Consider the following 12852-nt stretch of genomic DNA (forward strand, 5'->3'; position numbering starts at 1 on the left):
GTTTTTAATTCGTGATCCCATATAGTTGACGGATCAGGTCAATACTTTGTACTTCTTTTGCCCGTTGTGCCGCCTGCAGGGCCTGATCGTTGGTAAATTCCTGCAGAAAATTCCGCTGCCGGTTAATATCCGCATAGACCCGGTCGATAGCCCGTAACCGTTCTCCATCGGACATCCGAAGCTCATCATCCGTAAGTAACCGAACCAATTCATCCAGACTTCTTCCGCTGCGTTTGATCAGCAGGGAATAGGTAGTATGGATGTAATCCAATTCACGGAGGCTAAAATGTTTATTGCCCTGGAAATGACGCGAGGCTGTCTGGCAATCGTTGACGATGGTATATTCGGTATTGATGATATCCACTACCCGGGAATAGTTCTTTACGGTTGGGGATACGGCCAGGAGCCCGTCAAGGAATGCCTTATGCAGATTAAAATTTCCCTTGGCTATATTTTTTATATGGGTATAACCCTTGTCGATGATCTGGTAGCCGGTATACATATCCTTAAGGGTGCTTTTCAGTATAGTCAGCTTCTGGAAATCATAGACCAATTGGGTGATGGCGTCTGCTATGGTCTGGGATCTGGCGGACCCGGCGGGTAATAGCAAGGCCAGGCTCAGGAAGAGGCTCAGGAACAGTCGGCCGGTGATTGAATATTTACGCATAAAAGATTTTTTTGAAAGGATCTAATTAGCTGCTACTTGCTGCCGTTGGGAAATGAACAAGTCGGTGTCATCAATAAAAGTCCGCGCCAAACCGGAAAGTTTAAGAAATTGGTCTTCTAAAAGCTGAATGCCGATCAACCTTTCTCCATCGGATAATTGGTAAATGCCATCGGTACTTATTTTCTCCAGGTCATCGGCTAACTCTTCTCCTAATTCCCCCATCTCTAAGCAGAGCAGGCTTTTAGTATGTAATTCTTCCATATCGAGAAAGGGGCTTTTTTGCCATTTTAAAAGAGCCTGGGTTAATAGCATGTACAGAATCCCGATTTTTTGATGAATATTCCTGATATATACATCACTTTTTATGACCGGGTTGACGTTCTTCAGAGATTCGAAATAAGATTGATGCATATCAAACTCCCCGTTCTTGATGGCCCCGATATCGTGAATGCCTTCTTCCGCGATGCGCCAACCTTCTTCAGTGGTGAGAAGCAGGTCTTCCAGGGCGGCTACCTGTTTGATAAGATACTTTTTGCGGGTCTTCCCCTGGCGGAACCATTCGTCAAAGGTTTGGGCAGGGAGGGATTGGCCCAGGGCGCAGCAGCATAAACCGGCCAATATGATTTTCAGTTTTTTCATGAGTCGTTGGTTAAAAGGTTAAAGAATAGACTTAGTTGCTTTAGATACCATATAAATACCTGAGTTGTACAAGCTCCGCCTGAGTTTTGGCACGTTGCTGGCTGAGCAGGAAATTTTTCTGGGAAAGCGCTTTGAGGTCGCTGTAATTCTGTTCAACGGCATCCGCCGTTTTATCGATAATAGACAGTCTTTCTGCATCATCCATCCGGGTGATGGAAGCCTTAACCACAGCAACCAGGTCTTTCACATTCCGTATACTTTCATCCAGAATTCGACCATATAGAGAAAGCATACGGTCGGCCTCATTCCGGGTAAAATGTTTATCCAGGTTGATGGCTACAACAGCCTTTTTATAATCTTGCAATAGATTGTCTTGCTGGTTGACTAAATGGACAAGTCGTTGATACATGGCAATTGAATTTTTAATGGACCAGAGTTCCTGGTAATATTGTTCATAGAGATCCTTTTGTTGCTGTACCCAACCGGTGATTTCTCCCAGCTGCAATTCCTGCATGGTATTCTCCACTGCTTTCTGAGTATTTTGGAGAAAAAGGGTCTGCGTTTGGAGGCGTTGTATTTCCAAATCGGTGGCTACGATGACTTTTTTGACACCGGCCATGATAATATCCACGATAGGGATCTGCGCCTTGGTCGAAATGCTGGGAAATAAGAGCGACAATCCGACCAATGCAGCGGCTAATAGGAGTTTTGTCGACCCATTGCGGATATCGCGGGCGAGGGCAATAATTCCGTCCTTGATATTTCCATGGCTGCGGGTGTATTCCTGAACTTTCAGTTTCTCGGATTCTTCGGTGGTATAGACCAGGTATTCTTCCAGGGAGAGTTCGACACGATAGACTTTGGAGTCGGGGCCCAGACTTATAAAGACTTCCTTATACTTTTTGGAAGGGTCATTGGATTGGTTGAGTGAGAGCACGAGTGCCTTATCTTTTTCCGTGAGGCCCAATGTTTCTGCGATCTGCTCGAATTTGTTGCGGAATTTGCTCATGTCCAACAATATTTTGCAATCAGAATTGTTGATGATCGCCTGTTTGACCACCGGGCTGGAGATAAGATCGTCTATCTCTTGTGTGACGACGATGGCTTCGCCAAAGAATTTCCGTACGGTTTTGAACAGGTATTTGATATACTCGCTCATGCCTTGCCGGGAAATGGCTTTCCAGGCCTCCTCGATGAGGATCACCTTTCTGATGCCCGGCAATTTTCGCATTTTGGCGAGAAAGGTTTCCGCGATGATGATTGTGACGACGGGGAAAAGGATGTGGTCCTTGATCTGATCCAGTTCGAACACTATAAAACGTTGTTGCAGCAGATCCATATTTTCTCTGGAATTCAACAAAAAATCATATTCCCCACCGGTATAAAATGGTCGTAATACGTACAAGAAATTCTGCATGTCAAAATCTTTTTCCTTGACCTTATCGGTGGCGAGTACTTCAACGAACTGGTCACGAAGGAATTCATAGAAGGTATTAAAGCAGGGAAATAGTTCAGGGTTGGCGGCCAAGTGTTCGTAATAAAGATGCATGGCATTGGAAAGGGCAACATATTCTGATCGTAGCATGGTTTCGTCAGCCATTTTCCAGAGGGTTACCAATAAGGCCTTGATGCTCTCCTTTTTTTCGATATCCGGTTTGTCACCCGGGGGAAGCCAGAAGGGATTGAAACAGATCGGCGTCTTTTCTGTGTAGGCAAAATAAAGACCTCCGAGCAGGGAACAGAGCCCCTGGTAGCTATTGCCGATATCTATCACGACGATATGGGCGGATAATTCATAATAATTGCGGAGGAGGTGATTGATGAATACGGATTTGCCGCTGCCTGAGCCTCCAACAACAAACTTATTCCGGTTCTTCGTCTTATTGTTGCGGATGGGTTCGTCGGAGATGTCCACATGGAGTGGACGTCCGGTAAGACGATCGCCCAAACGGATGCCGAAGGGGCTGGATGAAGAATTGGCGTTGGTGTCGGAGGCCAGGAAACAGGCGGCAAGCTCTGCGAAAGTGTCAATCGTTTCATGGATTGGCAGATCGGCGGCATTTCCCGGAATGCCGGCCCACCAGAATAGTGGAGCGGCGACGGTTTCCGGGTGAGGGGTGGCTCCTATGGCCGCGATGGCGGAACTGACCTTGTTGCCCAGGTCTTTTATTTCCGCGGGGTTAGGAGAGCTGATCTGGATATTAAAATGAGCCTTGACCATGATCCGGTGTTGCGAGATCGCTTCAGTCAGGAAAGAGTCGATCGCCTCTTTGGCCTGTGCATTGATCCGCGAATGGATGGACAGATTTTGGTGACGGCGTCCTTTTAACTCCAGTTTCTTTATCAGGGCAGGCTGATCCTCGATAAGAATATATTGATTGTAGATATGCGGGAAGTTCAGCAGAAGGCCAAGCAATGCGCCGAATCCCAGGTTCATGGGCGTATTTTCTGTAGAATAAGGGATATAAGGCATAAAGACGCTGCATTGGTTGGGCAGGTGTTCGGCATCGGCGAGCGTAAATATCCGGACATACTGGTCACCGATCCGAAAGTCCGGATTAAACCGGATGTCTTGTAAGGTTGGTGTTTCGGATGCGTTAAGCAGCGTGCAATAATTTTCGATAAGGCCTGTGTTGCCGGAACTGCTGATTAGTTCATCTTCGGATAACCGGGTGCAGGAAATGCCATTGTCAAGCAGGATCCTGATAAACAGAGCAGTCGTAGTTTCGAAATCCAGCATGGCCTGGGGATCAAGGGTGTCTTCCGGAACGAGGGTTTTTTTGAGCAGCGATCCCGAGAGCGGCTGGGTGAGGGTGCGGCCTGCAGGGAGCCTGGTTAGAAAGATAAAGGATCTATGTTCCAGCCAGTTTCTCTGATTATAAAGACGATTACTGGCCGTGGAAAGAAAATTCTCTTGTTCCGGGTCATAGATATAAGGCGCAGCATATTCATTATGGGTATACCAGTCCTGTTTATGAAAGATGGTTCCGGGTTTCAGGACTTTTAAACTTTTTATAAAACCCTGGTGTGTTTTTTCCAGTGCTTCATCGGTTCCGGTAAAGATTTCCGGGAGAAATATTTCCAGGCAGATTGTCATGGCTCCGGTCTTGGAAATAATTCCCTCATCGGTTACTTCCAGGAGTGGCTGTATTTCTGAGAAAAGATTTTTCATGACTACTTTTTAAGATGAATAAATGTTTTGCGGGTAGATGACCGGATATGCCTGGGGATCTTTCGGGCTGCCTTTCTTTTCACCTGGCCATAGGGCCCGTATTTCTGACTTAGCTTCAGGATCTTGGTAATGCCCCCTCCGGCAAGGAGGAAGGTTAGCGGCAGACAGATGTAAGAGCTGACCCCTATCATATAGAGGATGGCAAGGAGAATAAAACTTCCTACAAAAATGCCTGCCGCGTAGTAGATATATTGCCCGATAAAACCTTTGAACTGCAAGGGGATCCCGATACCTCGGTTAATAGGGTAGATGGTGTTTGCCATAATCAGTTTTTTATGCCGGGTTAGATACCGTAAAAGGATTTGATGACGGTGGATACAGTGGCAATAAAAATGCTGGCGCCGAACCAGCCTATAGCGGCTTGTTGTGCCTGTTTGCCGTCATGGCCCCAGACAGAGTAGACACGTATGGCACCGACGATGGCAAGAAGTGCAGAGACTCCATACATGATTTCTACGGCATTTTGGTAGTAGGACCTGATCATGGTATTGGCTTGCGCAAGACCTGCATTACCATCCTGGGCATTTAAAATAACACTAAAGAATAGAAAGGAAAGAAAGAAAAGAAAAATAATGGGGAGTCGGTAAAGTTTGGGCATGCGGAGGCCTGATAATTTTATTCGCATAAAATTTATTTTTTACGTAATGAGTAAAGGTTTAGAAGTCGCCCCTTTCGAATGGAAGTATCGATGGAAGTGGAACGTCTATGGAATGCGTTTAAATGAAGGAATTTTTTGTTGAACTGCCTGACTAATGCTTTTATTATATTTTGTGCTGTCTGTTCTTTAGGAGAGATCGGATTTCATTTTGGTAGAACAGCGCAAGGACGATAGAATAATAAATGACGGTTAGTACAAGGAGGACGGTGAGAAAGTTGCTCCAGCTGATTTTGTTGAGTATCATTTTTGATTAAGTTTAGAATGTAAAGGTGAATGAAGTTTGACTTCAAAAAAAGGGAAGAGTTCCACTATTTTATAAATTGTTTTTTATTTCCTTTTAACATCCTCCGGATCTTATAAAAGGTCTTTGTAGACATACCTAAATAGGAAGCCATTATTTCGTTTGGTACACGACAGATAAGATCTGGTCTGTTATTTTTCATATAAAGATATCTTTTACTGACGGGCATCTCCTTGACCAGGAGATCCCAGGGAATTCTGTTTTCATCCTGAGTTTTCCTGATTAAATCAAGATGTAGCTGGAATTCAGGGAATGTCTTACAAATATCCTGGATGTGATGGAGACTAAGGCTCCAGGTAATGCAGGGCTCTATGCATTGGAGACTTTCCAGGGAGGGTTTTTGATTTAAGAAAAAATTTCTTGGAAAAACGAAATCCTTTTCCGTAAAAATAAAGGAAGTCCTGTCTTTTGTTTCTGAAGAAATCATTGCATGCACCATACCGGAATAGATAAGATGCATTTCCTGACATATTTGATCGCTTTTTATCAGGTAATGTTTTTTGGGCAAATGATTTTCTTTGAAACAATTAAAAAGGACAAGTTCTAATCCGAAAGGTACTGGGGCTAGTTTTTTTAGAAAATAGATAGGATAGATCATGAAGATTAGTTTTTACTTTTTGAATTTGGTTTAGATGGCGAAGTTGGCTCGCCCATTACGGCAGCAGGTTGCTAAAATTGTCTGTTCGGGCAAACAGCAAATCGGAGACAAATATGTGCAGAGTTTTCCGAAACGAAAAAAGCCATTTGACTATATCAAATGGCTTCTTCAAATGAGTGTATCAAATGAATTTTTGTAATATGCTGGATTATTTGTTTATTCCTCGTTCTTACCTTTCCCTTTATTCTTGTTTTTATATTCTGGCGGGAGGTGACGGTTATAGGTATTTAGTTTAAGACCAAGATAAGAGGCAATCCAGGCTGCATTACCGATACGGTCAAATGCTTCTGGCCATTTGGCTATCAGTGCGATTATTTTTTCTTCCGGGGTGAGCTGTAGCGTGTTTTCCTGTAATTTTTCTGCTTCTGCGAAATAGTATTCTGCCAATACAGCACGATGAATATTAAATTCTATAAATTCTTTAAATGCATAATATAGCTTTTCATGGCTGATTCTCCATACAACACAATCTTCCAGCGCTTCGATGGATTGATTAGCTTTTTCCTGTAAAAAGAAACTTCGGCCGGCTCTTGTAAAATCACCTTCTTTATTGAACCATCTGACCGCTATTTTTTTATCAATTACCGAATAATTCATGGTTAAGCCGGATTCAATAAAAAAAAGATAGTTACTAATGTTGCCTGCTACTAAGAGTTTGATGCCTTTTTTGATAACAACCCGTTCTACATTTTTCAACAGGTATTTTTTTAAACCGGAAGAAAGAGGGTGCATAAAGTCCAGGAATTGCAAAAGTTTTTCCATAATAATGGTTTTAGTTTTGAATAAAATGACAAAGTGAGTACAGTATTCACTAACTGTTGCGGCAGGTTGAAAAAGAAGTCATTTGGGTGAGAACAGCGGTATGCAAGATCAGAAATAAGTTTGGAAGGATCGACTGCAAAATTGCCGATTCTTTCCAAATTACATTTGCAGAAGTATGAACTCCTTATTATCTTTCGGGATGCAGCGAAATCGTATTAAATTATTCTTTCACTTTCCGGAACTGTTACTGCCCATTGCTATCATACTGGCTCCAGTTCTCGTTGGCCATGCTACGATCGATATCATGATCGAGGATACTTATTTCGTTTTTGGTAATAACACCTGGGGATTGAACGATTTTTTTGTACCCATTAGCATCCTGTTGACAATTACTTGGCTGGCACTTGTCATTGGCCGGAAGGATCATTTGTTATCGGTAAAATGGAGCTGGCTGCAGGTGGGGATGACATTATTTTGCTTAGCGATTATTGTCAAAATAATTTCGTCAGATCTTTTTCAGGGTGTAGGAGGGTTTGCAGCGTTTAATCCAGCTGCCTGGAGAAAATTCTCCTGGATGTCTTCTGTTTTAAACTGGACCCTGTTAATTCTAGTTATAAATCAATTGATTTTATGGATAGGCTTGACAGTGGTAGCCGTCGTAAAGGCAATTGCAGCAAAAAATAACGGTCAACCCGGATAAAAATAATTACCTCCTCTTACCTATGGCGTATTCCCACTCGGAGGCCTTAAGGAATTAAACGTAGAAAGCGGTATGTCCAGGAAGGCCGCAATGTCTTCTTTGGGAACCCGTGCGTAAATATAGGGTTCCGTATCGACGAATAGCTGCAGTCTTTCCAGTGGAGATAAGGAATGGTCAGGTGAATTCGCTTCAGTAATACCTAAATGATTATAGAGATGTTCAATTTTTGATTTAGGGAGTTTGGCATAGATCCGTTCTATCCTGTACTCGTGTATAAAGTATAAAGAGGTGGGTACGATAGCTACAATACGGTGAACTTCCGTTTCCGGATGATACTCCCAACCAATGCCGGATAGCAAATATTTTTCGGGTTTATAAAAGCCGATGCATGACCAGCCGACACTTCGCTCAAGAGATTCTACCAGCAAACCATCGATGACATAGACCATACAACTATGCGGCACCTGAAGACGTAAATTTTCTCCTGGTTGTAAATGGACTATTTTTTTATATCTGGGTATTCGTTCTTCTTGCTGCTTGGATACTAATTTATGGTCGTGAACATAATTAAGAAATTTATCCATAGAGCAAGGGGATTTTGTTTGTGTAATAATTTTTTTACGAGTTACACGGGTTTAAAATAACTGCGACGCAGCAGGACTAAGGAAAGATAGGGTAGGGTGTAGAGGGGTCTGGTTTAAATCTGGCCTTTAGTGTAGAATGTGTTGAAAACAAAGCTAGGGATAATTTCCAAACAGAAAAATAATTATTAACATAAATTTTCATTTGGGAGGGCCAAAAAATAAAATTAAAAATAATTCAGAAATGACTAGTTCTTTTTCCTGGTCTTGGTGTTTCTATAGATACGCTGTAACACGGAACCCCTGCCTAATCGTAGGCCATTGGCCATTAGACCGAACTCCTATGTATCGAAAGCCAATACTCCTGAAACCGCGTGCATTTACTTTTGAGTAATCCCTCAAACCTACTTCGTGTTTGTTGAGGTGGCTCAGTAATGAGCCGTAATAGTCTGAGGAGATGGTTGTCTAACCATCTCCCTTTCTAATTTATCCTATTCATTACCTATAATGGCCAATTCGGTTAAACTGACTCCTGGCAGAAAAAGCAGCAAGAACTATCTTCTCCTGTTTATTCTTATTTTTTTGTCCTCTCTGGTCATTTATGGTCAAAAAAAAGATCCTCTTCCAAAAATTGATGTACTGGATTCGGTGATCGTTACTCCCGGACATATACCTATTCATATAAAGAGAGATACCCTTGAATATACTACAGGCAATGTCCGGCTGAAAGCAGGAGCTAATGTGGAAGAATTGCTTCGATTATTACCCGGTCTCCGTATCGATGAGCATGGCAGTCTTACCCTTAATGGTGAAAAAATTGAACGAATTTTAATAGAAGGAGAAGATATTTTCGGCAGGGATCTTACCAGGGTCACCCGAAATTTTAATGGTGATGCGATTGCCCGGGTAGAGGTCTTTAATAAATTAAGCACCAAGGCAGAGTTCACCGGTATCAGGGATGGAAAGACGACCAAAACCATTAACCTGATTCTCAAGGAGGACCGCAAGAACGAGTCTTTTTTAAAGGCCGAAGCCGGAACAGGAGGACAAGGGTATTATGATGCCCGGGCTATTGGAGTAGCATTAAAAGGCAAACGTCAATTGACAGCTTTTGGGTCCGCGTCAAATATCGGTTCAACCGGTTTTAAAGGGGAAGAGGGCGACGGAGATCTGCAAGGCTTCGATAACCCGGGAACGGAGAATGGAGGATTGGATGTTTCAGCAGGTACGGGTATCCCCCGACTCATAGGCGGAGCGCTGCATTATGCAGATAGCTGGGTACGGAATCATGCGGCCGGCAATTATGAGTATGGACATTTGACGACGCATCCATTTTCTTCAGCCATTATCCAACAAACACTACCCGGGAAGGTATACCGCCAGGAACAATCAGCTTATTCAGATAATAACCAGGACCGGCATAATTTGTCTATGGCCATTAATCTATATCCGGACTCCTCCAATGCCTTTGGGTTTTGGGCGAGCGGTAAAAGAGTGACGGGGAATAATCAATATAATAATGTCGGGAAAGGTTATTTTAATGATACGCTCATCAATAGTAGTCTTAGAAATATACAGTCTGCTATCAATAACCAGGACTTCAGATCGCATTTTGGCTGGAGGCGCAAAAGCAGGAGAAGCAAAAGAGTCTTCAGTCTGCTGACGGATATAACCCGCCAGGACAATCTGGCTGATGGGTATTTAAAGGCAATCAATAATTTTTATCCATCCGGTATTGGCCTGCCTTCTCAGGACACGGTCGATCAGCGAAAGGCAATTTCCGGGAATACGATGATTGTAAATGCCAATGCTAATTATTCCGAACCGCTTTGGAAGGATGCCGTCTTCATCCTTAGTTACGAATTTGGTCTTAATCACAGCGTAGTTGCTCAGGACTCTTATAACAGGGACGATGGTAAATATCAGGCCAAAGTGGACAGTCTTAGCAGCCAGTATGCCTATCATATCATCACCCATAAGGCCGGATTTGGAATACAGTCTTATTCCCATAAACAGTTTAACTATTGGGCCGGAGCTGATATCCTGGATTATGTGTACCGGCAGAGAGACCAGGTAAAGAATAATTTATTCAGGTACAAGTCTTTACATCTAATTCCCAGGGTGGGACTTCAGTATTTTACCAAGAGTAAAATACTATCTTTCTCCTATATTGGGTTAGTCCAACAGCCTGCTGCTAACCAGCTACAGGTTATCCAAAACAATACCGATCCTTTGCATGTCATCATCGGCAATCCCGGTCTTCAGCCTGCCACTAGTCATGACTTTTCCCTGAATCTGACCAGCCCAAAATCCCTTTTTACGGGTTTGTTATTGAATTATGGATTCACCACAAACAGTATCTGTGACAGAATCGGCATAGATAGCCTGGGAAGAGAGCTTAGTCAGGCCGTTAATTCAAGGGGTTCGAACAAGGCCAGGATTCGGCTAACCGGGCATAAAAGTTTGGAGCGACTAAAGCTGGATATAGACTTTAGTACCAATCTGTTGTATTACCCGACTTTTACGCTTGTTAATGAGGAATTAAGCCGGAATGAAAGTTATAATCTGGGCGGGGATATCGGTTTGCGGAAATACGTGGCGGGTAAATTTGCCTTTAGCCTTACAGCCGGGGCGACCTGGTTCTATTCCCGTAGTTCGATCAACAGCCTGGCCATTACCCGCTATTGGGTTCAGCATCATGCTATTCAGTTCTCTTTCTTCCCGATTACAGGCCTGGAGATAGGTACTAATATCAATTATACCTGGAGACAAAAGACCGATCTCTTTCCCCTGCATAATCAGACTTTGTTTTGTGATGCATGGCTGCAGAAGACATTTCTGGATAACCGACTGAACCTTAGAGGACAGATCCATGATATTTTGGGGCAGAGTATCGGAATTAACCGGGCCATTTCCACCAATCAGGTTTCAGAAAATCGATACAATGTTTTGGGGAGATATTGGCAGGTAACGGCTGGATATCGGTTTATGGGGAAAACAAAGAGAGAATGATCGGCCGGATCGAGGTAGTAGTCAAAGGATTAGGCAGTTTATACTCATATAGACATTTTAGTCGGTTTGACTAACTCTTTAAGACATGTTTGGAAAATATTTTCAAATTCTGATGATTTGACTAGTTCCGTTTTGTGGTTTTCGTGTTTCTATATATGAGACGATGTAGTAGTTTTCTTTTACCAGAAAATAGAGCAATACTCCTACTTCTCTTCCTAAACCTGTCTACTTTTTATCCTATTAAAAAATTTAAACACTGAAAAATGGCTAGAAACCAGAACGAGTTGTTCAAAATCATGCAGGAAGTGGGTGAATTGCTGCACAAAAGGCATAATGGTTCCTTGAGTCAGCTCGAAAGCGTAATGCTGCAATTGTGGCTTCATGATCAACCGGATTATACCCAGGAAAACATCGAAGACTTTACGGAGCCCGAACAAATAGAAGATGACATGGAAAAAATGAAGGAGATCGATGAGAAGGCTGCCTGGGAAGATGTGAAAGGCAGAATTGCTTTGGAGATGGGTAGTCCTTTTCCTCCGGAGCCGCCGAAGAGGAATATATTTAATTCCTTATTCAATTTTAAGTCTTTAATTCCTGTTTTTGGCATATTGATTCTTATCGCGGTATCTGTCGCCTTATTCCGGAATACGCGAAAAACCAATATCCCCAGTGAGCCGGTGGCATTCAGTCTTAAGAAGGACGTGCCACCGGGAGGGGAGAAGGCTATCCTTACGTTGGCAGATGGCAAGCAAATTGTCCTGGACAATGCCTCGAACGGCCAATTGGCGAATCAGGGTGCAACCAAGGTCATCAAACTGGCAAACGGCAAATTGGCCTATAATGGTACCAGCTCACATGGACAACCAGTTAGTTACAATAGTATCACCACACCACGTGGAGGTCAATACCAGGTGACTCTCCCCGATGGATCGGTCGTATGGCTCAATGCTGCTTCTTCGTTGAGATTCCCTACAGCCTTTTCTGGAAATGACCGGATGGTCGAATTGAGTGGAGAGGGGTACTTCCAGATCAAGAAACATGCTGCAATGCCCTTCAAGGTCGCCATACTTCCTCCCGCCGGCAATCCGGAAAAAGGAGCGGTGCAGGTAGAAGTCCTCGGAACAGAATTTAATGTAATGGCTTATCCGGAGGAGTCACTAATTCGCACCAGCTTAGTGGAAGGCCGCGTAAAAGTCAGTAAGGACAAAATTAGTGTAACGGTTGCGCCGGGGCAACAAGCCCAGACGGGACATGCCAATGATGGAGTGAATCTGGTTGCTGTGGATATAAAAAGTGTGATAGCCTGGAAGCGCGGATTTTTCAATTTCGATAACACGGATCTGAAAACCCTAATGCGGCAGATCTCACGTTGGTATGATATAGAAGTGGTGTATGAAGGAAAGATAAAGGATCAGCGTTTTGATGGGCTGATCAGCCGTGACCTCAAATTATCCGAGGTCCTGCATATCCTCGAAGGACACGATATTCATTTTACCATAAAAGATAAAAAAATAATTGTTGCAGCGTCGACACCTTAAGGCAAAGTTTTAAAAAGGAGTCAGCGGTATCCATAAAAAAACCGGAAGTGGTGAGACACTGCCGGTTTGAACTGATCCAGTAATGGATCGGTAGTTGGGTTATC

At 43.3% G+C, this 12852-nt stretch carries 11 protein-coding genes; 3 read left to right on the plus strand and 8 right to left on the minus strand.

Going from position 1 to position 12852, the window contains the following annotated elements; translation table 11 throughout:
- Positions 1–4: 4 nt before the first annotated feature.
- From ACX0G9_RS27025 to ACX0G9_RS27055, 7 genes are all read right to left on the minus strand, one after another.
- The gene (locus ACX0G9_RS27025) at positions 5–667 is read right to left on the minus strand and encodes a TerB family tellurite resistance protein (protein ID WP_459068097.1); all 663 of its coding nucleotides are present in this window, start codon (positions 665–667) and stop codon (positions 5–7) included.
- Positions 668–688: 21 nt separating this feature from the next.
- A complete protein-coding gene (locus tag ACX0G9_RS27030; protein WP_459068098.1) occupies positions 689–1306 on the minus strand; it encodes a hypothetical protein in 618 nt (205 codons plus the stop codon).
- Between the two features lie 40 nt (positions 1307–1346).
- On the minus strand, positions 1347–4478 hold the full coding sequence (locus tag ACX0G9_RS27035; protein ID WP_459068099.1) for a TraG family conjugative transposon ATPase: 3132 nt from the start codon (positions 4476–4478) through the stop codon (positions 1347–1349).
- A 2-nt stretch (positions 4479–4480) separates the two neighbouring features.
- Positions 4481–4801 carry a DUF4133 domain-containing protein gene (locus tag ACX0G9_RS27040; protein WP_459068100.1) on the minus strand — a complete coding sequence of 107 codons (321 nt, stop codon included), beginning with the start codon at positions 4799–4801 and terminating at the stop codon, positions 4481–4483.
- 20 nt (positions 4802–4821) lie between these two features.
- The gene (locus ACX0G9_RS27045) at positions 4822–5163 is read right to left on the minus strand and encodes a DUF4134 family protein (RefSeq protein ID WP_459068101.1); all 342 of its coding nucleotides are present in this window, start codon (positions 5161–5163) and stop codon (positions 4822–4824) included.
- 341 nt (positions 5164–5504) lie between these two features.
- The gene (locus tag ACX0G9_RS27050) at positions 5505–6095 is read right to left on the minus strand and encodes a Crp/Fnr family transcriptional regulator (protein WP_459068102.1); all 591 of its coding nucleotides are present in this window, start codon (positions 6093–6095) and stop codon (positions 5505–5507) included.
- Positions 6096–6311: 216 nt separating this feature from the next.
- A complete protein-coding gene (locus ACX0G9_RS27055) occupies positions 6312–6851 on the minus strand; it encodes a Crp/Fnr family transcriptional regulator (protein WP_459068103.1) in 540 nt (179 codons plus the stop codon).
- Positions 6852–7092: 241 nt separating this feature from the next.
- On the opposite strand from ACX0G9_RS27055, the gene ACX0G9_RS27060 reads away from it, so the two are divergent.
- Positions 7093–7617 carry a hypothetical protein gene (locus ACX0G9_RS27060; RefSeq protein ID WP_459068104.1) on the plus strand — a complete coding sequence of 175 codons (525 nt, stop codon included), beginning with the start codon at positions 7093–7095 and terminating at the stop codon, positions 7615–7617.
- Positions 7618–7637: 20 nt separating this feature from the next.
- Here the strand turns inward: ACX0G9_RS27060 and ACX0G9_RS27065 are convergent, their stop codons facing one another.
- Positions 7638–8201 (minus strand): cyclic nucleotide-binding domain-containing protein, encoded by a 564-nt coding sequence (locus ACX0G9_RS27065; protein ID WP_459068105.1) that lies wholly within the window; start codon positions 8199–8201, stop codon positions 7638–7640.
- Positions 8202–8705: 504 nt separating this feature from the next.
- On the opposite strand from ACX0G9_RS27065, the gene ACX0G9_RS27070 reads away from it, so the two are divergent.
- A complete protein-coding gene (locus ACX0G9_RS27070; RefSeq protein ID WP_459068106.1) occupies positions 8706–11210 on the plus strand; it encodes an outer membrane beta-barrel protein in 2505 nt (834 codons plus the stop codon).
- Between the two features lie 263 nt (positions 11211–11473).
- Positions 11474–12748 carry a FecR family protein gene (locus tag ACX0G9_RS27075; RefSeq protein WP_459068107.1) on the plus strand — a complete coding sequence of 425 codons (1275 nt, stop codon included), beginning with the start codon at positions 11474–11476 and terminating at the stop codon, positions 12746–12748.
- The last annotated feature ends 104 nt before the right edge of the window (positions 12749–12852 follow it).

Source organism: Flavitalea flava (assembly GCF_054461575.1).